Origin of the sequence: Pectobacterium cacticida, from assembly GCF_036885195.1 — a bacterium.
In the GTDB taxonomy this organism is placed as follows: Bacteria; Pseudomonadota; Gammaproteobacteria; order Enterobacterales; family Enterobacteriaceae; genus Pectobacterium; species Pectobacterium cacticida.
Map to the genome: position 1 here is coordinate 695,391 of NZ_CP133656.1, position 24,756 is coordinate 720,146.

A 24,756-nucleotide genomic window follows, 5' to 3' on the forward strand; every position below is an offset into this window, starting at 1 on the left:
TAAAACGGGGTAACGTGCGGTCATACTACGGCGCAATCAGGTCTAAAGTAAACGATGACCCTCATTGAACTCTGAGGTAAAATGTTCATCAAAATGCGAAACCATTGCCAGCCCAGATATTTTGTTCCGGGACTGGTTGCTATTGTTTACGTCCTATGAGGATTGGCGCGAAGCAGAGACTTCGTTGCCTTTGATTTTAATGCGTCAGGATGACGATTATTTGGATCTTACGGACTTTTCTAGAGGTGTTAGATAATATGAAACAATTTCCGATGACGTTGCGCGGCGCTGAAAAGCTGCGCGAAGAGCTTGACTACCTAAAGTCTGTGCGACGACCTCAAATTATTGCGGCCATCGCTGAAGCGCGTGAGCACGGCGATCTAAAAGAAAACGCAGAATATCATGCCGCACGGGAACAGCAGGGTTTTTGTGAAGGGCGAATCCAAGACATTGAAGCGAAATTGTCTAACGCACAGGTCATCGATGTTACGAAGATGGCAGCGAATGGACGCGTTATTTTCGGCGCGACGGTGACGGTGATGAACCTGGATAGTGAGGAAGAACAAACCTATCGTATTGTTGGTGATGATGAGGCAGATTTTAAACAGAATCTGATCTCTGTTAACTCCCCAATTGCACGTGGGTTGATCGGTAAAGAAGAAGATGATGTTGTCGTCATCAGCACACCGGGCGGTGATGTAGAATATGAAATTTTGAAGGTAGAATACCTATAAATTTGCCGTGTTGTTGATTTAAACGGCAAAAATTGTAAAGAAAAGAAAAAGGCCGCTTGCGGCCTTTTCTCTAATCAATAGGCATGGCACCTTTCCGTTTAAACCGAGTATCCTGAAACAAAAAGTGTTATCGTGGTAACACAATTTTACGCTCTTTAGCTGGACGGTAGAGCACCAGAGTATGGCCGATAACTTGAACATTCGCAGCGGCCGTTTCGCGGACAATCGCTTCAACAATCAAGGTTTTGGTTTCACGTTCTTCTGTCGCTACCTTTATCTTGATCAACTCGTGATGCGACAATGCTTGCTCGATCTCAGCCAGAACACCTTCGGTGAGACCGTTATTGCCTAGCATCACAACCGGTTTTAATGGATGTGCTAAGCCTTTCAGGTATTGTTTTTGTTTATTACTTAGGTTCATTGTCTTTTTTACTTAGGTTGGGATTGAAAACAGGCCATTCTACCGTCATCTCAAGATTATAACCAATTTGACTGTTTTGATTGGTAATCGGTGAGATGTTTCTCTCGACCATGGGTGCGTTACTGAGAATAGTTGGAAAATTGATGGCGAATAAAAAGCGTTCTGCAAGCTCCAGTCGCTGGTTGCAGGAACACTTTAGCGATAAATATGTACAGCAGGCTCAGAAAAAAGGGCTGCGCTCTCGTGCTTGGTTTAAACTTGATGAAATACAACAGAGCGACAAACTGTTTAAAGCTGGGATGACGGTTGTGGATTTAGGTGCCGCGCCCGGTGGTTGGTCGCAATATGTGGTCACGCAAATTGGGGGAAGTGGTCGAATCATCGCGTGCGATATTTTACCTATGGATCCCATTGTCGGCGTTGATTTCCTGCAAGGCGATTTTCGTGACGAGCGAGTTCTCAATACGTTGCTAGAAAGGGTTGGCGATAGCAAAGTTCAGGTGGTGATGTCTGACATGGCACCTAACATGAGTGGTACACCAGCCGTTGATATACCGAAGTCGATGTATTTGGTTGAATTGGCGCTTAGTATGTGCCGAGATGTATTAGCACCAGGCGGAAGTTTTCTGGTGAAAGTGTTTCAGGGAGAAGGCTTTGATGAATACCTACGGGAAATTCGCTCCCTGTTTACGAAAGTGAAAATTCGTAAACCAGACGCCTCACGTGCCCGGTCTCGTGAAGTGTATATTGTAGCGACGGGGCGTAAACTGTAGTACCCTAACGCTGTTTTTTAACACAGTTGTAATATGAGGTTAATCCCTTGAGTGACATGGCGAAAAACCTAATTCTCTGGTTAGTCATCGCGGTTGTGCTGATGTCTGTTTTCCAGAGCTTTGGGCCCAGCGAGTCGAATGGCCGTAGGGTGGATTATTCAACCTTCTTGACTGAAGTTAATCAGGATCAGGTTCGTGAAGCGCGTATTAACGGGCGTGAGATCAGTGTTATCAAAAAAGATAGCAACAGATATACAACCTACATCCCTGTCAATGATCCCAAGCTACTGGATAATCTGCTAACGAAGAATGTAAAAGTCGTTGGTGAGCCACCGGAAGAGCCGAGCCTGTTGGCTTCTATCTTTATTTCCTGGTTCCCTATGCTGTTACTGATAGGTGTCTGGATCTTTTTCATGCGCCAAATGCAAGGCGGGGGTGGGAAAGGCGCCATGTCCTTCGGAAAGAGCAAGGCACGCATGTTAACGGAAGATCAAATTAAAACGACTTTTGCCGATGTCGCAGGCTGTGATGAAGCGAAGGAAGAAGTCAGTGAATTGGTGGAGTACCTGCGTGAACCCAGTCGTTTTCAGAAGCTAGGTGGTAAAATTCCAAAGGGTATCCTCATGGTCGGCCCGCCGGGAACAGGTAAAACGTTGCTGGCGAAAGCGATTGCAGGTGAAGCCAAAGTGCCTTTCTTTACCATCTCTGGTTCTGACTTCGTTGAAATGTTTGTGGGCGTCGGCGCTTCCCGAGTTCGCGACATGTTTGAACAAGCGAAGAAAGCGGCACCTTGTATTATTTTTATCGATGAAATTGATGCCGTTGGTCGACAACGTGGTGCCGGTTTGGGCGGTGGTCACGACGAACGTGAGCAGACGTTGAACCAAATGTTAGTTGAGATGGACGGCTTTGAAGGTAATGAAGGCATTATTGTCATCGCGGCGACTAACCGTCCTGACGTTCTTGACCCTGCGTTACTGCGTCCAGGTCGTTTTGATCGCCAGGTCGTCGTAGGCCTGCCGGACGTTCGCGGTCGTGAGCAAATACTTAAAGTCCATATGCGTCGTGTGCCGTTATCTCCAGATGTTGAACCATCCGTCATTGCGCGCGGTACGCCTGGTTTTTCCGGTGCCGATTTGGCCAACCTCGTGAACGAAGCCGCTTTGTTCTCGGCTCGTGGCAACAAACGTGTTGTTTCGATGGTCGAATTCGAGAAGGCTAAGGATAAAATCATGATGGGCGCAGAGCGCCGTTCCATGGTAATGACGGAAAAGCAAAAGGAATCGACGGCCTATCATGAAGCTGGGCACGCCATTATTGGTCGTCTGGTGCCCGAGCACGATCCTGTTCATAAGGTGACGATTATTCCACGAGGTCGAGCGTTGGGTGTGACATTTTTCCTGCCAGAAGGGGATGCGATCAGCGCCAGTCGTCAGAAGCTGGAAAGTCAGATATCTACGCTTTATGGTGGTCGGCTAGCCGAAGAAATTATCTATGGTGCGGAACATGTTTCCACGGGCGCATCTAATGACATAAAAGTTGCAACGTCTATTGCGCGTAACATGGTGACGCAATGGGGTTTCTCTGAGAAATTAGGTCCGTTGCTCTACGCTGAGGAAGATGGCGAAGTTTTCCTCGGTCGCTCGGTGGCAAAAGCTAAGCATATGTCTGATGAAACGGCACGTATCATCGATCAGGAAGTGAAGTCGCTTGTTGAACGCAACTATACGCGTGCGCGGGAATTGCTAATGGCTAATTTGGACATTCTTCATGCAATGAAAGATGCGCTGATGAAGTATGAAACCATAGATGCACCGCAGATTGACGATTTAATGGAACGTAAGAAAGAGATTCGTCCGCCTGCAGGGTGGGAAGCCTCGCGTTCTGACAATGATTCTGGTCACGGCGGCGCGCCCAAAGCCCCTACGTCTACGGATGAATTGCAGACGCCTAAGACGGATAACACGTCATCTGGTAATACACCATCCGCGAATACAATGTCTGAATGAGTGGATGCTAAGTCAATCATCTACCGACGTTTTTAACAATGAAACCCCAGCTCAGTCTGGGGTTTTTTACTGAAAGAGTTTTCAAAGAATTTTCACGCTATATCCACCAGAATGCGGAGGTAAAACATGCAACTGGTTGCCAGAGACTCAACGCTGGATCTTTCTTGCCCACGTGTCATGGGTATTCTCAATGTCACGCCAGATTCCTTTTCCGATGGTGGTAAGCACAATAGTCTTGATGCGGCACTACTGCATGCCCAGGAGATGATCGCTGCTGGCGCTACCTTGATCGACATTGGCGGCGAATCTACGCGCCCTGGGGCGGATGAAGTAAGTACGGAGGAAGAACTTAACCGCGTGATACCAGTGGTAGAGGCAATTGCTAGGCGTTTTGACGTATGGATCTCCGTTGATACCTCAAAACCGGAAGTCATGATCGCGTCGGCACGGGCAGGAGCGCATCTGATTAATGACATCCGCGCTTTGCAAGAGCCGGGCGCACTGGAAGCAGCGGCGGCAACCGGTTTACCTGTATGTCTGATGCATATGCAAGGGATGCCGAGAACCATGCAGAATAAACCGCATTATGATGATCTGATGCAGGAGATCGGAAACTTCTTTCAGCAGCAGATCGATCGCTGCGTTAGCGCCAATATTCCGAAAAGTAAGCTATTACTGGATCCAGGATTTGGATTCGGTAAAAATCTCGCACATAATTATGCACTTCTGGCTCGTCTAAGTGAGTTACATCGTTTCAGATTGCCTCTTTTGGTTGGTATGTCGAGGAAATCTATGGTTGGGCAACTCCTTAATGTCTCTCCTGCGCAACGTGTTCATGGCAGCGTCGCTTGTGCCGTAATCGCAGCGATGCAGGGAGCACAGGTTATTCGAGTACACGATGTTAAAGAAACGGCTGATGCCATGCGCATTGTTGAAGCCACGCTTTCTGCGAAGGAACAAATAATAAGATGAGTAACCGCAAATATTTTGGTACTGATGGCGTTCGTGGCAAGGTAGGAGATACACCGATTACTCCAGACTTTGTACTTAAGCTGGGTTGGGCCGCCGGGAAGGTGTTGGCTCGGCATGGATCTCGTAAAATTATTATCGGTAAAGATACTCGCATTTCTGGCTATATGCTGGAATCCGCTTTGGAGGCCGGGCTAGCGGCAGCGGGGCTGTCAGCCTCATTTACAGGCCCAATGCCAACGCCCGCGGTTGCTTATCTTACTCGCGCATTCCGCGCAGAGGCGGGGATTGTGATTTCAGCTTCTCACAATCCTTATTATGACAATGGAATTAAATTCTTTTCGATTGACGGCACCAAGCTGCCGGATGACGTAGAAGAAGCGATCGAGGCTGAACTAGAAAAACCGCTGACGTGTGTTGAGTCTGCTGAATTAGGCAAAGCAAGCCGCATTGTTGATGCCGCTGGGCGTTACATCGAATTTTGTAAAGGGACCTTTCCAAGTGAGCTGAATCTCAATGGGCTAAAAATTGTGGTAGATTGCGCCAATGGTGCGACCTACCATATCGCTCCTAGCGTATTGCGCGAGCTGGGTGCGAAAGTCATTACGATTGGCTGCGAGCCCGATGGCATGAATATCAACGAAGAGTGCGGCGCTACCGATGTTAGGCAGCTACAGGCGCGCGTACTGGCTGAAAAAGCCGATGTTGGTTTGGCTTTCGACGGCGATGGCGATCGTCTTATTATGGTCGACCATTTAGGCAACAAGGTTGATGGCGATCAGATCCTGTATATCATCGCCCGCGAAGGCCTACGCCAGGGGCAACTGCGTGGTGGCGCAGTGGGCACGCTGATGAGTAACATGGGGCTTGAAGTGGCGTTAAAGCAGCTCGGCATCCCGTTTGCTCGCGCTAAAGTGGGCGACCGCTATGTATTAGAAATGATGCAGGTAAAAGGGTGGCGGATAGGTGCAGAGAACTCTGGGCATGTGATCCTGCTGGACAAAACTACGACCGGCGATGGTGTGATTGCCGGGTTACAAGTACTTACCGCGATCGTGAGGAACAATATGAGCCTTCATGATTTATGCAGTGGTATGAAGTTATTCCCTCAAATCTTGGTCAATGTGCGGTTCACGGGGGAAAATGATCCGTTGGAAGACAAACATGTTCAGCAGATCACGCTGGAGGTAGAAAAAGAGCTAGCGGGATGCGGACGGGTTTTGTTGCGTAAATCTGGTACTGAGCCGCTTATCCGCGTCATGGTTGAGGGTGAAAACGAAGAGACCGTAATCGCGTTGGCAAATCGAATTGCCGATGCAGTAAAAGCAGCTGGATGAGAGCTTTTTTGATTCATCAATCAGATAGATAACCGATTGATGGGCTTCTTATGTTGAAAGCCGCTGTTTTTTTCTGCAATTAACCCATGGTGGCTAAATTACCCTTGCGTACGTTATCTCCTTTGGTTAGTATTCAAACCCGCTTAATAACGGATGTTTAAGACATCTTTATGCGGAAGGACATGCGGTTTACCGCCAGAATATAGCATCTCCATAATAAATGGGGAAAACGGTTAGTAGGTGCGACTATGTACGAAGCGCTATTAGTGATTTTCCTGTTAGTGTCGATTGGGCTAGTAGCCTTAATCATGCTTCAACAGGGTAAAGGTGCTGATATGGGAGCGTCGTTTGGAGCAGGGGCTTCAGCCACTTTGTTTGGTTCGAGTGGTTCCGGGAATTTCATGACTCGCGTGACAGCGGTATTAGCGACGCTGTTCTTCATTATCAGCCTTGTGTTGGGTAATTTGAGTTCTTTGCAGAAGACTGGTGGTACGTGGGATAATTTAAGTCAGCCAGAAAAAGTCGAGCAGACGACTGCGCCGGTTGCGCCTTCGACACCAGCAAGTGATATTCCGAAATAAGCGTTTTGAAGTAGTAACAATGATGCCGTGGTGGTGGAATTGGTAGACACGCTACCTTGAGGTGGTAGTGCCCGATTGGGCTTACGGGTTCAAGTCCCGTCCTCGGTACCAACATAAGAATAGACGTCGTTCGGCGTCTATTTTTTTATCTGTAGTTTTTCACCTATTCTGTTGCTGTACCCGGCACCTGCCTACGTATTTGTTCTGCCCTATCTATCCATTACAGCTTGAAATTTCCCCCAAAACACTTCAATGATATTCTTCCATATTTCAATTCGTTTTTATTACGTTAGTCACCAAATATCAGTTCATCCATAGTCTTTAGTCTATTTATCACCATAATATAAAAAGGGACTCTGGGATTGCGGCGTCAGACTGAAAAAGCATGCCTCGGGGTTCGATTGGCGGCCACGCTGCTTAAGTCAAGGGTGAATAAACATGAACCGATAAAAGGACAATAGCTAACCCATATCACCGCTGATATTGTCGATAAATTGCAGATGGCTGCTCCATAAGAATATTTATACTTGACAAAAGTACGCTTTTTGCAATATAAAGACTGCCTTCGAACCAATCCTATTGATAACTTGCATTTATACGGTTGTCAGCGTAGTATTTGCCACGTTTCGGACGCGGGGTGGAGCAGCTTGGTAGCTCGTCGGGCTCATAACCCGAAGGTCGTTGGTTCAAATCCGGCCCCCGCAACCACTTAACTTCCAGTAAAGTGTTTTTTCAAATAGATGTTCACTCAATTTTTTATCTTTTGCGGTGGTTTTTGAAAAAATCCTTCATTGAAAGTTATGCCGCTGTGATTAGCGGTATAGGGTCCAGTTGCATGAAGCCCCGATTTTCGGGGTTTTTTGTTATTTGGCAACAAACAACTGGGCTATTAGGCCCTTTTTTTATGTCTTGGGGGTGGACTTGTCCACATTAGAGCAAAAATTAACAGAGATGATTGCAGCTCCCGTCGCCGCATTAGGCTATGAATTGGTTGGGATTGAGTTCATCCGCAGTCGCCAATCGACACTGCGTATCTATATTGATAGTGTCGATGGGATCACTGTTGATGATTGTGCTGATGTCAGCCACCAGGTCAGTGCGGTGTTGGATGTTGAAGATCCAATTACTGTCGCCTATAACCTGGAAGTATCTTCTCCTGGCCTTGAGCGACCTTTATTTACGACAGAACATTACCTGCGTTTCATCGGTGAAGAGGTGACTGTAGTACTGCGTATGGCAGTCCAGAATCGCCGTAAATGGCTGGGTGTTATCAAAGCTGTTAACGGCGAAATGATCACCATAACAGTGGAAGGCAAAGATGAAGTATTCGCACTGAGCAATATACAGAAAGCGAATCTTGTACCCCACTTTTAAAGTTTGGATGAGGCAACTAGGATGAACAAAGAGATTCTGGCTGTTGTTGAAGCAGTTTCCAATGAAAAAGCCCTTCCGCGCGAGAAGATTTTTGAAGCGTTGGAAACCGCATTAGCGACAGCGACAAAGAAAAAATATGAGCAGGAAATTGACGTCCGTGTCAGTATCGATCGTAAAACAGGCGACTTTGATACTTTCCGTCGTTGGTTAGTGGTCGATGAAGTCACTCAGCCAACACGTGAGATTACGCTTGAAGCGGCACAGTTTGAAGATCCTTCTCTTGATATCGGTGGTTACGTCGAGGACCAAATTGAATCCGTTACCTTCGACCGCATTACGACGCAAACGGCAAAGCAAGTTATTGTACAGAAAGTCCGTGAAGCCGAGCGAGCGATGGTTGTCGATCAATTCCATGATCAAGAAGGCGAAATTATCACCGGTGTCGTGAAGAAGGTGAATCGTGATAATATTTCGCTGGAAGTCAGGCCTAACGATGGCTCTAACACTAGCGCAGAAGCGGTAATCGGCCGCGAAGATATGCTTCCGCGTGAGAATTTCCGCCCTGGCGACCGTATTCGCGGTGTGTTGTATTCCGTCCGTCCCGAAGCTCGTGGGGCTCAACTGTTTGTCAGCCGCTCTCGTCCTGAAATGTTGGTTGAGCTTTTCCGCATCGAAGTGCCGGAAATTGGCGAAGAGGTTATCGAAATTAAAGCTGCGGCACGTGACCCTGGGTCCCGAGCAAAAATTGCAGTGAAGACGAATGACAAGCGTATCGATCCTGTTGGTGCCTGTGTCGGTATGCGCGGTGCGCGTGTGCAAGCGGTTTCCAGCGAGCTGGGTGGTGAGCGTATCGATATTATTCTATGGGATGATAACCCTGCGCAATTTGTCATCAACGCAATGGCGCCTGCCGATGTGGTATCGATTGTGGTTGATGAAGATTCCTGCACAATGGACATCGCCGTGGAATCGAGCAATCTGGCTCAGGCAATTGGTCGTAACGGGCAAAACGTACGTTTGGCTTCTCAACTGCTGAAACAGCATCGTTCAGACGACCGTTGGGAACTGAACGTGATGACAGTGGAAGATCTTCAAGCTAAGCATCAGGCCGAAGCGCATGCTGCAATCGACGTCTTTACCAAGCACCTTGATATTGATGAAGAGTTTGCCACAGTGTTGGTTGAAGAGGGTTTCTCTTCACTTGAAGAACTGGCCTATGTACCAATCAAGGAATTGCTAGCTATTGAAGGACTTGATGAAGAAACCGTCGAGGTATTGCGAGAACGAGCGAAAGCGGCACTAACCACGTTGGCGCTGGCGCATGAGGAAAGTTTTGGTGACGGTCAACCCACAGAAGATCTGCTTAGCTTGCCTGGGCTATCGCGAGAGTTGGCGTTCAAGCTTGCGGCGATCGGTGTTTGTACGCTGGAAGATCTTGCTGAACAGGGCGTTGACGACCTGACAGACATTGAAGAACTCAATGATGAGAAAGCGGGTGAATTGATTATGGCCGCGCGCAATATCTGTTGGTTTGGCAACGACAACGAATAATGAACTGTAGCAGGAAAGGAACAGCATGACAGAAGTAACCGTAAAATCGCTGGCCGCAGAGATCCAGACTCCGGTTGACCGCCTGATACAACAGTTTGCTGATGCGGGAATAACCAAGTCCGAATCAGACTCTGTGACTCAGCATGAAAAAGAAACATTATTGGCACATTTGAACCGCGATCGCGGTAATGCGCCAAGTAAGTTGACGTTGCAGCGCAAAACGCGTAGCACGTTAAGCGTTCCTAGCACTGGCGGAAAAAGTAAGTCGGTGCAGATCGAAGTCCGCAAGACACGCACTTATGTAAAACGCGATCCTATTGATGCCGAACAGGCTGAAAGGGAAGAGCAGGCACGGCGTGAAGCGGAAGAACAGGCACAACGTGCCGCTGAAGAGCAAGCTAAACGCGAAGCTGCTGAGAAAGCGAAACGTGCTGCCGACGAGCAAGCCAAACGTGAAGCCGCTGAAAAAGCTAAGCGTGATGTAGCGGAAAAAGAAAAAGTGACGAACCAACAAAACGAAAATATGACTAAGCCAGCTCAGGCTGAGAAAGCGAAACGCGAAGCAGAAGCCGCAGAGCTTAAACGTAAAGCGGAAGAAACGGCGCGTCTTAAAGTTGAAGAAGAAGCCCGCCGTATTGCAGAAGAGGCCCGTCGTATGGCAGAAGAAAATGCCGGACGTTGGGAAGCGGAAAGCGCTAAACCAGAAGAGACGGCCGATTACCATGTGACGACGTCCCATCATGCCCGTGAAGCAGAAGATGAAAATGATCGCCAAGTTGAAGGCGAACGCCGTAGCCGTAGTCGTGCCGGTAAAGTAACCAAACAGAAGAAAGGAAATCGTCAGTCAGAATCCAAGGCCGATCGCGAAGAAGCGCGCGCGGTTACTCGTGGCGGTAAGGGAAAGCGCAAGCCGAGTTCCCTACAACAAAGTTTTAATAAGCCAGCGCAGGCGGTTAACCGCGATGTTGTGATTGGCGAGACCGTTACTGTCGCTGAGCTGGCTAACAAAATGGCCGTTAAAGGCTCTCAGGTCATCAAAGTAATGATGAAACTAGGCGCAATGGCAACGATCAACCAGGTTATTGATCAGGAAACGGCACAACTTGTGGCGGAGGAAATGGGCCATAAGGTTATTCTGCGACGTGAAAATGAGTTAGAAGAAGCGCTAATGAGCGATCGTGATATGGGCGTGGCGGCAGAATCCCGCGCACCAGTCGTTACTATCATGGGCCATGTCGATCACGGTAAAACGTCTTTGCTCGACTATATCCGCTCAACTAAGGTCGCAGCGGGTGAAGCGGGGGGCATTACCCAGCATATTGGTGCTTACCACGTAGAAACTGACAACGGTATGATTACGTTTCTGGATACCCCTGGGCATGCTGCGTTTACCGCAATGCGTGCTCGTGGTGCGCAGGCAACAGATATCGTCGTATTGGTTGTGGCGGCCGATGATGGCGTGATGCCTCAGACTATCGAAGCTATCCAGCACGCGAAGGCCGCTAAGGTCCCGGTGGTAGTCGCAGTCAACAAAATCGATAAGCCTGAGGCCGATCCCGATCGAGTGAAAACCGAGCTCTCTCAGTATGGCGTCATGCCGGAAGAGTGGGGCGGCGAGTCTCAGTTTGTCCATGTATCCGCTAAAGCCGGCACGGGCATTGACGAATTGCTGGATGCGATTCTGTTGCAGGCCGAAGTTCTGGAACTGAAGGCGGTCCATAGCGGCATGGCAAACGGTGTGGTTATCGAATCCTTCTTGGATAAAGGCCGTGGCCCGGTGGCAACGGTGCTGGTGCGTGAAGGTACGTTGCACAAAGGCGATATCGTGTTGTGTGGCTTTGAATATGGACGTGTTCGTGCAATGCGTGATGAGTTAGGCCGTGAAATCACGTCCGCAGGCCCTTCTATTCCTGTCGAAATTCTGGGGCTGTCCGGTGTTCCTGCCGCAGGCGATGAAGCGACGGTCGTGCGTGACGAGAAGAAAGCGCGCGAAGTCGCCTTATATCGCCAGGGTAAATTCCGTGAAGTCAAACTGGCGCGTCAGCAGAAATCTAAACTGGAAAACATGTTTGCCAACATGACGGAAGGTGAAGTTTCTGAACTGAATATCGTGCTGAAATCTGACGTTCAAGGTTCTTGTGAAGCGATTTCCGATTCCTTGCAGAAGCTGTCTACTGATGAAGTGAAAGTGAAGATTGTGGGCTCCGGTGTCGGTGGTATCACAGAAACGGACGCAACGCTGGCAGCCGCTTCGAATGCGATTATCCTTGGCTTTAATGTTCGTGCTGATGCGTCAGCACGCCGCATTGTTGAATCAGAAAACCTGGATCTGCGTTATTACTCCGTCATTTATGACTTGCTTGACGAAGTGAAACAGGCGATGAGCGGGATGTTAGCGCCTGAATACAAACAAGAGATCATCGGTCTGGCCGAAGTACGTGATGTCTTTAAATCGCCGAAATTTGGTGCCATCGCCGGTTGTATGGTGACGGAAGGTGTCGTTAAGCGCCACAATAAGATCCGTGTACTACGTGACAACGTCGTGATCTACGAAGGTGAGCTGGAGTCTTTACGCCGCTTCAAAGATGACGTTAACGAAGTTCGCAACGGCATGGAATGTGGCATTGGCGTGAAGAACTATAATGACGTTCGTCCTGGCGATGTGATCGAAGTGTTTGAAACGGTTGAGGTTAAACGTACGATCGCGTAATTCTTATTTGCGACAACGACGTAAGTAATTTGTAAGGGGGGCCTAGAGCCCCCCGATTTTTACTGGAGAATTTATCATGGCAAAAGAATTTAGCCGTACCCAGCGCGTTGCACAGGAAATGCAAAAAGAAATCGCCATTATCATTCAGCGTGAAGTGAAAGATCCGCGTATCGGTATGGCTACCGTATCCGGTGTAGAAGTTTCGCGCGATCTGGCGTATGCCAAAGTTTTTGTAACTTTTCTGAATGATAACGAGCCGGAACAAATTAAAACGGCGTTGAAAGCGTTGCAGGATGCGTCCGGCTTTATTCGTACCCTGGTTGGTAAGGCGATGCGACTGCGTGTTGTCCCAGCGCTAACCTTCTCCTACGACAACTCGTTGGTTGAAGGGATGAGAATGTCCAATCTGGTGACCAATGTGGTCAGAAATGATTCGGAACGTCGTGCTATTACGGGCGAAGATCGGGAGGATTAATGAGTCGTCCTCGTCGCCGTGGCCGTGATGTTCACGGCGTATTGTTATTAGACAAGCCGCAAGGTGCGTCATCCAATGATGTTTTGCAGAAGGTAAAGCGGATATTTAACGCTAACAGAGCGGGCCATACGGGAGCGTTAGATCCGCTAGCAACCGGTATGTTGCCGATTTGCCTTGGGGAAGCGACGAAATTTTCCCAATACCTGCTGGATTCAGATAAACGCTACCGTGTGATTGCACGTTTGGGACAGCGAACCGACACCTCTGATGCCGATGGCAACGTAATTGAAGAACGGGCGATAGGTTTTTCTGCAACGGAACTGGAGCAGGCGCTGGAGAGTTTTCGTGGCACTACACAGCAAGTACCCTCTATGTATTCGGCGCTAAAATATCAAGGGCGCAAGCTGTATGAGTATGCGCGTCAGGGGCTGACCGTACCGCGCGAGGCGCGTGAAATCACCGTTTACGAACTGCAATTCATTCGCTGGGAAGGTGATGAGTTGGAGCTGGAGATTCATTGCTCAAAAGGCACGTACATCCGCACTATTATTGATGATTTGGGTGAAAAGCTAGGCTGTGGCGCGCATGTGATTTACCTGCGCCGTTTACAGGTTGCCACGTATCCTATTGAAAGAATGGTAACGCTGGAGCAACTGGCCACATTGGTCGAGCAGGCTCAGGCGCAAGAGCTCTCGCCTTCACTGAGTCTCGATTCGCTGCTCATGCCAATGGAGAGTCCGGTCATAGCTTTTCCTGAAGTGAATTTGATACCCGTTGTCGCAAGCTATCTTAAGCAAGGGCAGCCTGTTCAGGCGGCGGGTGCGCCGCGTGCCGGGATGGTGAGGATCACCGAAGGTGATGAGCACAAGTTCATCGGCATGGGTGAAATTGATAGCGATGGTCGCGTTGCGCCAAGACGCCTGGTCGTTGAATATCCGGCCTAGCCTCGCTCGTCGCTTTCTTGCTATCGTCGAATGCTGAGGGTAGAATGACGCGGCTTGACTATTGGGTGGCTGAATTAGAGATCGGCGCCTGTTTTTTTATCTATAATGTTGGAGTATTACCATGTCTCTAAGTGTTGAAGCGAAAGCTAAAATCGTAGCAGACTTCGGTCGTGACGCTAACGATAGCGGTTCTACTGAAGTTCAGGTTGCGTTGTTGACCGCGCAGATAAATCATCTGCAAGGGCACTTCGCCGAGCATAAAAAAGATCACCACAGCCGTCGTGGTCTGCTGCGTATGGTTTCTCAGCGTCGTAAGCTGCTGGACTACCTGAAGCGTAAAGATGTCGCGCGTTACACCAGCCTGATCGAGCGTCTGGGCCTGCGTCGCTAAGTCTTCTGAGTTTTAGTAGGAAGGGGCCTCTTTTGGCCCCTTTCTTCTAGGAAGCGTTAGCAAAACAGAGTAGTGTATTGTTGTTAATATGATCTTTCATTACAGAGATTCGCGCGACTAATGAGAGGCTTTATCTGCATAAGCAAGATAAGGGTTGTCATTAGTCGTGAGGATGTAGTGTAAGGGTCGAGAGTTCATTGACGTGCTTATCTTGAAGAGGTGTAGCACGCCCTAGTTAAGGATCCTATTTTGTTAAATCCGATCGTTCGTAAATTTCAATATGGCCAGAATACTGTCACGTTAGAGACGGGTATGATGGCACGCCAGGCTACCGCCGCTGTGATGGTAAGCATGGATGATACCGCGGTATTCGTTACCGTGGTCGGCGCGAAAAACGCCAAACCCGGCCAAAATTTCTTCCCATTAACGGTTAACTATCAGGAGCGTACCTACGCTGCCGGACGTTTCCCTGGTGGTTTTTTCCGTCGTGAAGGCCGTCCAAGCGAAGGCGAAACGCTGATTTCTCGTCTTATTGACCGTCCTATCCGCCCCCTGTTCCCAGAGGGTTTCCTGAATGAAGTTCAGGTGATTGCGACCGTTGTTTCCGTTAACCCACAGGTTAACCCTGACATCGTTGCCATGATTGGTGCCTCTGCGGCGCTGAGCTTATCAGGAATTCCTTTTAACGGTCCTATCGGTGCCGCACGTGTTGGTTATTTGAATGACCAATATGTCCTGAACCCAACAACAGATGAACTGAAAGAAAGCCGTCTAGATTTGGTCGTCGCGGGTACAGAGGGCGCGGTTCTGATGGTGGAATCCGAAGCTGATCTGTTGAGTGAAGATCAGATGCTAGGCGCGGTAGTGTTTGGTCACGATCAGCAGCAGGTTGTTATTGAAAATATTAATGCTTTGGTTGCCGAAGCGGGTAAGCCGAAGTGGGAATGGCATGCGCCTGAGGTCAATGTTGCTTTAGAACAGCGTGTGCAAGCTCTATCTGAAGCTCGTTTGGGTGACGCGTATCGCATTACTGAAAAACAAGAGCGCTATGCGCAAGTTGACGCCATTAAAGATGATGTCGTTGCCGCTTTGCAAGCTGAAGATGAAACTTTGGATGCAAGCGAGATTCTGGAAATCTTAGGTAACATCGAGAAAAACGTGGTACGTAGCCGCGTGCTGGCAGGCGAACCGCGTATTGATGGCCGTGAAAAAGACATGATACGTGGTCTGGATATACGCACCGGCGTACTGCCCCGTACTCACGGTTCCGCGTTGTTCACCCGCGGTGAAACGCAGGCGTTAGTTACAGCAACGCTGGGTACGGAGCGCGACGCACAGACTATTGATGAGCTGACCGGAGAACGTACCGATCGCTTCCTGTTACACTATAATTTTCCTCCCTACTCTGTTGGTGAAACGGGAATGGTGGGTTCACCAAAGCGTCGCGAAATAGGGCATGGTCGCCTAGCCAAGCGTGGCGTGCTGGCCGTCATGCCTAAAGCGAGCGAATTCCCGTACACCGTACGTGTTGTATCTGAAATCACGGAATCTAATGGATCTTCTTCGATGGCATCTGTCTGCGGTGCTTCTCTGGCTCTGATGGACGCTGGGGTTCCGATTAAGTCAGCCGTTGCCGGGATCGCAATGGGGTTAGTGAAAGAAGGCGATAACTTTGTTGTTCTGTCCGATATTCTGGGTGATGAAGACCATCTGGGCGATATGGACTTCAAAGTTGCTGGCAGCCGTGAAGGTATTACCGCGTTACAAATGGATATCAAGATTGAGGGGATTACCCGTGAGATTATGCAGGTAGCGCTAAATCAGGCCAAAGGTGCACGTTTGCACATTCTGGGTGTGATGGAGCAGGCTATCAGCATTCCACGTGGCGATATTTCTGAGTTCGCCCCGCGTATTCATACCCTCAAAATTAGCACCGACAAGATCAAAGACGTAATCGGTAAAGGTGGTTCGGTGATTCGTGCGTTGACGGAAGAAACGGGCACAACCATTGAAATTGAAGATGATGGTACGGTGAAGATCGCTTCTACGGATGGCGAGAAAGCGAAGCATGCGATTCGTCGAATTGAAGAGATTACCGCTGAAATTGAAGTTGGCCGCGTGTATCAGGGTAAAGTGACTCGTATTGTCGATTTTGGTGCTTTTGTGGCTATTGGCGGCGGTAAAGAAGGTCTGGTACATATTTCTCAGATTGCCGATAAGCGTGTAGAAAAAGTGACCGACTATTTACAGATGGGTCAGGAAGTCTCTGTCAAGGTGATGGAAGTTGACCGTCAAGGCCGCGTGCGCTTAAGTATCAAGGAAGCCACAGTGCAAACCCAGGATGCGGCAGCAGCTGCTTCCGGAGAATAACACTGTTAAATAACAGCCCTATGGCGCTCCGCTTGATGTTTATGACGAAGCGCTGCATCTATCGTAAGGATATGGATGTTCTTACGCTTAGCGGTCCGGGACAGGATGTTCATCCAATGTTTGTCTTCGGGAGTGGGAAATGAAGCCTTTCTTGCGCTGGTGTTATGTTGCAACAGCACTCATGCTGGCAGGATGCAGCAACACGGATTGGCGTAAAGACGCAGTATTGGCGATTCCGTTACAGCCGACTTTGCAGCAGGAAGTTATTCTGGCCCGCATGGAACAAATCCTTGCTAGCCGGGCGCTGACTGATGATGAGCGAGCGCAGCTATTATATGAGCGCGGAGTGTTGTATGATAGCATCGGGTTGCGGGCTTTAGCGCGAAATGATTTTTCACAAGCACTAACGATCCGCCCTGATATTCCAGAAGTTTTTAACTATCTGGGTATTTATTTTACGCAGGCAGGCAATTTTGATGCTGCCTATGAAGCGTTTGATTCTGTACTAGAGCTTGATCCAACTTACAATTACGCGCGTTTAAACCGGGGCATCGCTTTGTATTATGGTGGTCGCTACCTGTTGGCGCAGGATGATCTGCTGGCGTTTTATCGAGACGATCCGAATGATCCTTTCCGTTCGTTGTGGCTGTATCTTGTGGAGCGAGAGATCAATCCAGATGCGGCTGTAAAGGCGTTAAATAAACGCTATCACGATGCTAAGAAAGGACCTTGGGGCTGGAATATTGTCGAATTCTACCTGGACAGTATCAGTGAGAAAACACTGATGCAACGTTTGCAGGAAGAGGCTACGGATAACACTTCGCTCGCTGAGCATCTCAGTGAAACTGACTTCTATTTAGGTAAGCACTACCTAAGTCTGGGGGACAAGGACACCGCTTTGGCGCTGTTCAAGCTGACGGTTGCTAACAACGTTCATAATTTCGTTGAGCACCGCTATGCATTGTTGGAATTGGCGCTATTAGGCCAAGAGCAAGACGACCTATCAGGATCGGACCAGCAATAGCTGACGAACATATCATCAGCCTGAAAAACTTCGGTATCACCTTTGCAGGTGGTGGCTTTTCTGTTCGCTTTTTAATCCAATTTGAGCCGGTTCACACTTTTCAATGAAAATGACTGAAAATTTTCACGATGAGTTATGTAGACTGGCCGCCATGTTTAATGAGGCACGTGTACATGACTGATTTACTTACTTCTTTTTCCGATTTGGGGCTGTCTGCTCCGATTATTAATGCCCTGACCGATCTGGGCTATGAAAAACCATCGCCGATTCAGGCTGAATGTATTCCCCACCTGCTGAACGGTCGCGATGTGCTGGGTATGGCGCAGACCGGCAGTGGTAAAACTGCGGCTTTTGCTCTGCCGTTACTCAATAATTTAAAACCTGAGTTAAAAGCACCGCAGATGCTGGTGTTGGCTCCAACCCGAGAGTTGGCTGTTCAGGTTGCTGAAGCCTGTAATGATTTTGCCAAACATATGCACGGCGTTAACGTTGTTGCCTTGTACGGCGGCCAGCGGTATGACGTTCAACTACGGGCGTTGCGTGGCGGTGCTCAAATTGTTGTAGGTACGCCGGGTCGTCTGCTGGATCATTTGAAGCGCGGAACGCTTGATCTATCTCATCTGAGCGGTTTGGTGCTGGATGAAGCTGATGAAATGTTGCGGATGGGCTTCATCGAAGATGTTGAAAATATCATGGCCCAGATCCCCGCAGAGCATCAAACTGCGCTGTTTTCTGCGACCATGCCTGAAGCGATCCGTCGCATTACGCGCCGCTTTATGAGAGATCCGCAAGAAGTGCGTATCCAATCAAGCGTGACGACGCGTCCTGACATTAGCCAGAGCTACTGGACGGTGCAGGGCATGCGTAAAAACGAGGCGCTGGTTCGTTTCCTTGAGGCGGAAGATTTTGATGCGGCGATTATTTTCGTTCGTACTAAAAATGCGACGTTGGAAGTGGCCGAAGCGCTGGAACGTAGTGGTTATAACAGTGCTGCGCTGAACGGTGACATGAATCAGGCATTGCGTGAGCAAACGCTAGAGCGCCTGAAAGACGGTCGTCTTGACATCCTGATTGCGACCGACGTTGCGGCGCGTGGTTTAGATGTTGAACGTATTAGCCTGGTTGTGAACTATGATATTCCGATGGACGCCGAATCCTATGTCCATCGTATTGGTCGTACTGGGCGTGCGGGCCGCGCTGGTCGTGCCTTGTTGTTTGTAGAAAACCGTGAACGCCGCTTGCTACGCAACGTTGAACGCACAATGAAGCTGACGATTCCTGAAGTGGAATTACCGAATGCAGAATTGCTGGGTCAGCGCCGTCTGGCTAAATTTGCCGCGAAAGTACAACAGCAGTTGGAAAGTAGCGATTTGGATATGTACCGCGCGCTACTGACCAAGTTACAACCGCAGGAAGAGTTGGATATCGAGACGCTAGCGGCTGCGCTACTGAAGATGGCACAGGGTGAACGTCCTCTGATTCTGCCACCCGATCCGGTATTCCGTCCTCGCCGTGAGTTCCGCGAGCGTGATGATTCGCGCGGCGAACGTCGCCGCGATCCACGTGAAGCCCGTGATGGCGAGCGTCCGCAACGTCGCGAGCGTCGTGACGCTGGCGAAATGGAATTGTATCGCATCGAAGTAGGTCGTGATGACGGTGTTGAAGTTCGCCACATTGTTGGCGCTATCGCCAACGAAGGCGATATCAGCAGCCGTTACATTGGCAACATCAAACTGTTTGCGTCTCACTCGACTATTGAATTGCCGAAAGGGATGCCAGGTGATCTGCTGTCACACTTTACTCGCACACGTATTTTGAATAAGCCAATGAACATGCAATTGTTGGGTGACGCAGTGCAACATCAGGAGCGCCGCGAACGTTCTGATAGCCGAGGCGGGCGTTCTTTCTCCGGCGGTGAACGCCGCGAAGGTGGACGTCGTTCATTTGGCGGGCAGGGTGATGCTCGTCGTGAAGGTCAACGCGCTCCGCGCCGTCGTCCTGCCGATGTTGGCCAATAAAAACATATTGGATAACAGGCATATTGGCCTATTTTAGGGCATATAAAACGGCTCACCGCGATCGGTGAGCCGTTTTTTTAGGGCGAAACAAAGCTAATCAACTCCGTTTTATTCGGCGCTTCTACTGTCCTCGCTCTTTAGCGCGAGGCGGAGGTCAGTTAACTGGGCCGTACGGATTAGCCAATCACGTCTTGGTAAATTTGCATGATCCGTTCGAAAGAGTCCTTTCGCGCCTGATGGTCAAAAATTTGTCCATTGATCATCACCTCGTCCGCCTCTGTTTCACGCAGTAGGCTCTGTAATCCATGGCGGACTTTCGTACTATCTCCGACAATCGACAGTCGTAATGCTTGCTCCGCGCTAAATTGTTCGGCAGCAGACCCCACCGTGTCGATATTTTCTACTGGGGCTGGCAGTGGGCCCGGCGCGCCCCGGCGCAGATTAATAAACTGTTGCTGGATGGAGGTAAAAAGGAAGCGCGCATCCCGATCGCTATCGGCGGCAATGACATTGACGCAAACCATCGCATACGGCGTAGTGTGGGTGGCGGACGGGATAAAGCTTTTACGATAGAGATGTAATGCCTCCAACAACATATCGGGAGCGAAATGTGCAGCAAAGGCAAATGGTAGCCCCAGCTTGGCGGCTAGTTGAGCGCTATAAAGGCTCGATCCTAATAGCCAGATCGGAACATGTAAACCTTGTCCGGGGACAGCCTGCACCGGCTGCCCCGGTTGCGCATCGGCAAAATAGCGTTGTAGCTCCTGTACATCGCGAGGGAAATCCTCAATATCGGCGTTTAAATGACGGCGTAGCGCCATCATGGTGCGTTGATCCGTGCCGGGCGCACGTCCCAATCCTAAATCTATACGACCGGGATACAGCGATTCCAGCGTGCCAAACTGCTCGGCGATGACGAGTGGTGAATGGTTCGGCAGCATGACGCCGCCGGAACCAAGACGGATACGCTGCGTACCTGAGGCAAGATAGCCGAGTAGTACGGATGTGGCTGCGCTAGCGATACCGGTCATATTGTGATGTTCCGCCAGCCAATAACGGTGATAACCCAATTGTTCAGTATGTTGAGCCAGATCCAGCGAGTGATGGAAGGCGTCACGAGCTGTCGCGCCTTGCGGAATTGGTGCCAGATCGAGCACGGAGAGCACCGGAGGATGTGATGATATGGACATAAGATGGCTCACTTTGTTGGTCACTGACTCCACTTATACGGTGGATGCTAACGCCGTCAGTCAATGATGAAAGTCAGGTAAGTATGAGGGAATGTTGAGGTTATGGGTAATGTAAAGGTGCGCTGGGAATAAGGGGCGGTGTACCGCCCGGAGAGTCAATAGATTAGGGGACGAGTTCGAGGCCCGCGACGCGTCGCCAATAGCCGTTGCAATCAGCCTGATTTTCCAATGTTATTGGCGCATGGCCTTGCTCGTTAGCGCGAAATTTTTCCAGCATGTCCAGCGTGCTGATATCGTTCGGCGATAGCCGAACGATATCGACCATGTCTCGCATTGACGTCAGCTCGTTACCGAGGTTATAGCAATAACCGCTTTGCGTCTGAATGCCATTGAGGACAAAAACCTGCTGATTTTCCTGCGAGAGCATTTTTCGGCCCTGAGGATAGCGGATACAACAGGTTTCGCATTCGTCTTTGGGACGATCTTCTGAACGTGCGGTAAAGCAGCGGGCGGAATAGGCTAACGGTAAATGACCGTAGCTGAGAACTTCCACCTCAAACTGATGGCGAAAGCCCAGTTCTTCACACTGATTCAGCAAATCTTTCAGCCAGTCGCGCGACAGCTCAACCGGCATGCACCAGCGCACCATACCTTGCCGATGGAGGATTCTCAGGGCATAAGCGTTATAGCAATTCAATGCGTGTCCAGCGACAAACGGCAAATTGCGTTCGGCGGCGATATTGACGGCACCCAAATCATTGGCTTCTAACAAAAACTCACCGTTATCTACATAGCGTTTTAGCTCTGCCAATTCAGACGGCGCTTGTAACAGTGCCAGCGTAGATATCACCACCTGTTTGCCGCTACTGGCGACCTCACGAGCCACATTGAACCAGTCAGCGACTTTCATCAGACGGCGTTTGCTGCACACCGTTTCACCGAGATAAATGATATCGGCGCTGCTATTCATCGCCGCCTGATAAAACGCCTCAACATCTTCTTTCGGCCAATAGTAGAGGATATTCCCTAATGCGTATTTCATCTGTTCTCCCGCTACTGCCATTTGCGGTGATAGGCGCCGAGCGTGGTCTGCGCGCCTTCTGCCACCGCGCCTAACGTGTTCATCCAAGCCTGAGTGGGTACGAATGCTTCAGGATGGGCGAGGCAGCTATCGATAGCCTGCCGCCATACCTGCGTGATTTGGCTCACATAGGCTGGGCTCCGCTGGCGCCCCTCAATCTTCACAGAGGCAATATTGGCGGCAATGAGCTCGGGCAGAAGCGCCAGCGTGTTCAGGCTGGTCGGTTCTTCTAAAGCATGATAGCGCTGCCCATCGACCAAATAACGTCCCTTGCATAGTGTGGGATAACCCGCGTTTTCATCATCCTGATAGCGGTCGATCAGAATATTGTTCAGGCGTGATTCCATGCCGTTCTCCGTTTGCTGCCAGCGTACGAATCGCGCGGGTGAACAAGCGCCTACGGTATTCGGTGATTCACCGGTCAGATAGGAAGAGAGATAACAGCGGCCTTCCGCCATGATGCACAGGCTACCAAAAGCAAAAACTTCGAGTGGCACCGGGCTGGTGCGGGCGATTTGCTTCACCTGATGAAGGGACAGCACGCGCGGCAGCACGATGCGCGACACATTGAAATGGCGATGATAGAAATGGATTGCTTCGGTGTTTGTTGCCGAGGCCTGCACCGACACGTGACGCTCGATGTCTGGATAGCGCTCAGCGGCATATTCCAGCATGGCGAGATCGGCGAGGATTAGCACATCCGCGCCAATTTGTGCGGCCATGTCTACGGCGCGTTGCCATCGCTGGAAACCGTTAGGGTGCGCAAACGTATTGATCGCGATATGCAGCTTACGTTGATGATGATGCACGTACTCGCGAGCTTCCTGTAGTTTCTTATCGGTGAAATTCAGCCCGGCGAAATGACGTGCGTTGGTGTCATCTTTCAGGCCAATATAGACCGCATCTGCGCCATTATCGATGGCAGCTTTCAGTGCTGGCAGGTTACCAGCGGGGCAAAGCAATTCCATACACAATCCTTTATTAACCCGTTCGGGGCCGTAGCGGGTCGGTACGATCAATGATGCTCAGACGGATAATCAGGTTTATGACGGTAAGCCGACTCGTCAGCGTTCCGCGCCACCGTTGGCGATTATTTACCCGCCGATGAATATGGTTAACGATGGGATAATAATTAACCCGGCAGATATGGACTTTGATTTAAGGCAGTTTATGGTACTAATCGTCGCGCAAAGGCAAAATCTGTTGGGGTTAAGCGGAGAAGCGACTAAATTATTGACATAGGCCCTCGTCGGTTGCGGCGGATGTGGCAAAATATTTGCAGATTATCTGAACCGTCAGATTGCGTTAAGAGGAGTACGCCAGTGTTGGAAAAACTACGCGCGCAGATTGTGCGTCAGGGGCCGGCCTTATTAGGTAAGCCACTCAAGTTCACCCCTTTTGCGCTACAGCGACAGGTTTTAGAACAGATGCTAGGCTGGCAATTCCGTCAGGCGTTGGAAGAGGGTGATCTGGCATTTCTCGACAACCGCTGGCTTAAAATTGAAGTGCGGGACGTCGGTTTACAGTGGTTTGTGACGTTACGTAATGGTTGCCTGATGGTAAGTCCGGCTGAGACGCCGGATGTCAGTTTCAGTGCAGACGCGAACGATCTGATTTTGATTGCCGCTCGTAAAGAGGATCCTGATACCCTGTTCTTCCAGCGGCGATTGCGTATTGAGGGTGACACCGAGTTGGGGTTATATGTCAAGAACCTGATGGACGCCATCGAGCTGGAAGCCATGCCTGCACCGCTGCGTATTGGCCTGCTGCAACTGGCGAATTTTGTTGAGGCGGGATTACGGGAGGGCGCGGAGCAAACAGCAGATCACGCGCCGGTATCATGCTAGTTCGGGTTGAAATCCCCGTCGATGCCGCTGGGATTGACCGCCTATTACGCCGCACGTTCCCAACCGGCGCTGAAGCAGAACTGGTGCATCAGTTACGTGAAGATGGCTTATTGACGCTCGGCGTCGTGGCGACCAATGATGACGGTGGCGTGGTGGGGTATGCAGCATTCAGCCCGGTAATGATCGGCGGAGAAGATCGGCAGTGGGTTGCGCTTGCGCCATTGGCCGTTGATGAAACTCTGCGCCGGGAAGGGATAGGGGAAAAATTGGTTTACGAGGGGCTGGATGCATTAAATGAGTTCAGCTATACCGCCGTCGTGGTATTAGGCGATCCAGCGTACTACTCTCGTTTTGGTTTCGTTCCGGCGAGTGAACACCAGTTACACTGCCGCTGGCCGAGCAGCGAGTCGGCCTTCCTGGTTTATCCATTAGCGGATAATCAGGTGAGCAGTGAAGGACATTCTGAGGATGGGAGCCGGTTAGAAAGTGCGGGTGGCCTGGTTGAATACGCCGAACCGTTTAACCGCTTTCTTTCATAGGGTTCGGCAAGCCGACCGCGTCCTTAAGCATAGCCGTATTAATGCAGAGTATAGCGTCTGAAATACGGGTGTCTGAAATACACAGTGTCTGAGGCTGATCTTGTATCAGCCTTTCTTTTTGTTTTTTGTTCAACTGTTTAATGCGATATTCCAGTTTGAGTGCGCTTGAGCGGTCACCGGCCAAACACTGAAATACCAGTGTCAATTCTCCTTTCCCGCGCAGGGACTTCGCCCCTTTTCCCGATTGATGCTGATTTAGACGACGGCTAACATCCGTTGTGATTCCGGTGTATAGCGAACCGGAGACGGTACGCAGTATATACAGATACCAGCAAGCATGTTCTGAAGGGGCAGCCAGCATGTTGGGGGTTCCTTGAAAACGGCAGGTTAATCGCCAGTGTAAGGGGCTTATTCTGCA

At 49.9% G+C, this 24,756-nt stretch carries 23 protein-coding genes and 2 tRNA genes; 20 read left to right on the forward strand and 5 right to left on the reverse strand.

The annotated features are described in order from the left end of the window. Window positions 1-257 precede the first annotated feature (257 nt). Window positions 258-734 (forward strand): transcription elongation factor GreA, encoded by a 477-nt coding sequence (gene greA, locus RFN81_RS03285; protein WP_264497766.1) that lies wholly within the window; start codon window positions 258-260, stop codon window positions 732-734. A 127-nt stretch (window positions 735-861) separates the two neighbouring features. On the opposite strand, the gene yhbY is transcribed toward greA, so the two are convergent. Further along, entirely contained in the window at window positions 862-1,155 is a 294-nt protein-coding gene (yhbY, locus tag RFN81_RS03290; protein ID WP_264497767.1) for a ribosome assembly RNA-binding protein YhbY, read from the reverse strand. Between the two features lie 143 nt (window positions 1,156-1,298). On the opposite strand from yhbY, the gene rlmE reads away from it, so the two are divergent. The 17 genes from rlmE to RFN81_RS03370 all read left to right on the forward strand — a co-directional run bounded on the left by rlmE (window position 1,299) and on the right by RFN81_RS03370 (window position 19,681). After that, the gene (rlmE, locus tag RFN81_RS03295) at window positions 1,299-1,928 is read left to right on the forward strand and encodes a 23S rRNA (uridine(2552)-2'-O)-methyltransferase RlmE (protein WP_264497768.1); all 630 of its coding nucleotides are present in this window, start codon (window positions 1,299-1,301) and stop codon (window positions 1,926-1,928) included. Between the two features lie 47 nt (window positions 1,929-1,975). Beyond that, window positions 1,976-3,937 carry an ATP-dependent zinc metalloprotease FtsH gene (ftsH, locus tag RFN81_RS03300; protein WP_264497769.1) on the forward strand — a complete coding sequence of 654 codons (1,962 nt, stop codon included), beginning with the start codon at window positions 1,976-1,978 and terminating at the stop codon, window positions 3,935-3,937. A 126-nt stretch (window positions 3,938-4,063) separates the two neighbouring features. Continuing rightward, window positions 4,064-4,909, forward strand: coding sequence for a dihydropteroate synthase (gene folP / locus RFN81_RS03305; RefSeq protein WP_264497770.1), 846 nt, complete (start codon window positions 4,064-4,066; stop codon window positions 4,907-4,909). Further along, on the forward strand, window positions 4,906-6,243 hold the full coding sequence (gene glmM / locus RFN81_RS03310; RefSeq protein WP_264497771.1) for a phosphoglucosamine mutase: 1,338 nt from the start codon (window positions 4,906-4,908) through the stop codon (window positions 6,241-6,243). Before folP ends, glmM begins: the two co-directional genes overlap by 4 nt. 248 nt (window positions 6,244-6,491) lie before the next feature. After that, window positions 6,492-6,824 (forward strand): preprotein translocase subunit SecG, encoded by a 333-nt coding sequence (gene secG / locus RFN81_RS03315; protein ID WP_264497772.1) that lies wholly within the window; start codon window positions 6,492-6,494, stop codon window positions 6,822-6,824. Window positions 6,825-6,848: 24 nt separating this feature from the next. Then, window positions 6,849-6,935: transfer RNA gene (locus tag RFN81_RS03320), tRNA-Leu, on the forward strand. 520 nt (window positions 6,936-7,455) lie between these two features. Then, window positions 7,456-7,532: transfer RNA gene (locus RFN81_RS03325), tRNA-Met, on the forward strand. Window positions 7,533-7,745: 213 nt separating this feature from the next. Continuing rightward, window positions 7,746-8,198, forward strand: a complete 453-nt coding sequence (gene rimP, locus RFN81_RS03330; protein WP_264497773.1) for a ribosome maturation factor RimP — start codon at window positions 7,746-7,748, stop codon at window positions 8,196-8,198. A 21-nt stretch (window positions 8,199-8,219) separates the two neighbouring features. Further along, window positions 8,220-9,749: a transcription termination factor NusA gene (gene nusA, locus RFN81_RS03335; RefSeq protein ID WP_264497774.1), complete on the forward strand. Its 1,530-nt coding sequence runs from the start codon at window positions 8,220-8,222 to the stop codon at window positions 9,747-9,749. A gap of 25 nt (window positions 9,750-9,774) precedes the next feature. Next, window positions 9,775-12,459 (forward strand): translation initiation factor IF-2, encoded by a 2,685-nt coding sequence (infB, locus tag RFN81_RS03340; RefSeq protein ID WP_264497775.1) that lies wholly within the window; start codon window positions 9,775-9,777, stop codon window positions 12,457-12,459. A 76-nt stretch (window positions 12,460-12,535) separates the two neighbouring features. Beyond that, window positions 12,536-12,934: a 30S ribosome-binding factor RbfA gene (rbfA, locus tag RFN81_RS03345; protein ID WP_264497776.1), complete on the forward strand. Its 399-nt coding sequence runs from the start codon at window positions 12,536-12,538 to the stop codon at window positions 12,932-12,934. Further along, window positions 12,934-13,878 carry a tRNA pseudouridine(55) synthase TruB gene (truB, locus tag RFN81_RS03350; RefSeq protein WP_264497777.1) on the forward strand — a complete coding sequence of 315 codons (945 nt, stop codon included), beginning with the start codon at window positions 12,934-12,936 and terminating at the stop codon, window positions 13,876-13,878. Before rbfA ends, truB begins: the two co-directional genes overlap by 1 nt. Before the next feature lie 121 nt (window positions 13,879-13,999). Beyond that, complete coding sequence (gene rpsO / locus RFN81_RS03355; protein ID WP_095846101.1) at window positions 14,000-14,269, forward strand: 30S ribosomal protein S15; 270 nt, start codon at window positions 14,000-14,002, stop codon at window positions 14,267-14,269. 249 nt (window positions 14,270-14,518) lie between these two features. Then, window positions 14,519-16,639 (forward strand): polyribonucleotide nucleotidyltransferase, encoded by a 2,121-nt coding sequence (gene pnp / locus RFN81_RS03360; protein WP_264497778.1) that lies wholly within the window; start codon window positions 14,519-14,521, stop codon window positions 16,637-16,639. A gap of 139 nt (window positions 16,640-16,778) precedes the next feature. Continuing rightward, window positions 16,779-17,663, forward strand: coding sequence for a lipoprotein NlpI (gene nlpI / locus RFN81_RS03365; RefSeq protein WP_264497779.1), 885 nt, complete (start codon window positions 16,779-16,781; stop codon window positions 17,661-17,663). A 109-nt stretch (window positions 17,664-17,772) separates the two neighbouring features. Beyond that, window positions 17,773-17,844: a protein YrbN gene (yrbN, locus tag RFN81_RS18700; protein ID WP_223193433.1), complete on the forward strand. Its 72-nt coding sequence runs from the start codon at window positions 17,773-17,775 to the stop codon at window positions 17,842-17,844. After that, the gene (locus RFN81_RS03370; RefSeq protein ID WP_264497780.1) at window positions 17,837-19,681 is read left to right on the forward strand and encodes a DEAD/DEAH family ATP-dependent RNA helicase; all 1,845 of its coding nucleotides are present in this window, start codon (window positions 17,837-17,839) and stop codon (window positions 19,679-19,681) included. The genes yrbN and RFN81_RS03370 overlap by 8 nt, the downstream gene beginning before the upstream one ends. A gap of 176 nt (window positions 19,682-19,857) precedes the next feature. Here RFN81_RS03370 and RFN81_RS03375 read toward each other — a convergent pair whose 3' ends face one another. The 3 genes from RFN81_RS03375 to ubiU all read right to left on the reverse strand — a co-directional run bounded on the left by RFN81_RS03375 (window position 19,858) and on the right by ubiU (window position 22,920). Further along, window positions 19,858-20,871: a luciferase-like monooxygenase gene (locus RFN81_RS03375; RefSeq protein WP_264497781.1), complete on the reverse strand. Its 1,014-nt coding sequence runs from the start codon at window positions 20,869-20,871 to the stop codon at window positions 19,858-19,860. 163 nt (window positions 20,872-21,034) lie between these two features. Beyond that, window positions 21,035-21,913, reverse strand: a complete 879-nt coding sequence (locus tag RFN81_RS03380) for a U32 family peptidase (protein ID WP_264497782.1) — start codon at window positions 21,911-21,913, stop codon at window positions 21,035-21,037. A gap of 11 nt (window positions 21,914-21,924) precedes the next feature. Next, window positions 21,925-22,920, reverse strand: a complete 996-nt coding sequence (gene ubiU / locus RFN81_RS03385) for a ubiquinone anaerobic biosynthesis protein UbiU (protein WP_264497783.1) — start codon at window positions 22,918-22,920, stop codon at window positions 21,925-21,927. Between the two features lie 354 nt (window positions 22,921-23,274). Here ubiU and ubiT point away from each other — a divergent pair, with 354 nt between their 5' ends. Continuing rightward, a complete protein-coding gene (gene ubiT, locus RFN81_RS03390; protein ID WP_264497784.1) occupies window positions 23,275-23,799 on the forward strand; it encodes a ubiquinone anaerobic biosynthesis accessory factor UbiT in 525 nt (174 codons plus the stop codon). Beyond that, window positions 23,793-24,338, forward strand: a complete 546-nt coding sequence (locus RFN81_RS03395) for a GNAT family N-acetyltransferase (protein WP_264497785.1) — start codon at window positions 23,793-23,795, stop codon at window positions 24,336-24,338. Before ubiT ends, RFN81_RS03395 begins: the two co-directional genes overlap by 7 nt. Here RFN81_RS03395 and RFN81_RS03400 read toward each other — a convergent pair. Then, on the reverse strand, window positions 24,319-24,699 hold the full coding sequence (locus tag RFN81_RS03400) for a GIY-YIG nuclease family protein (protein ID WP_264497786.1): 381 nt from the start codon (window positions 24,697-24,699) through the stop codon (window positions 24,319-24,321). The genes RFN81_RS03395 and RFN81_RS03400 overlap by 20 nt on opposite strands. Window positions 24,700-24,756 lie beyond the last annotated feature (57 nt).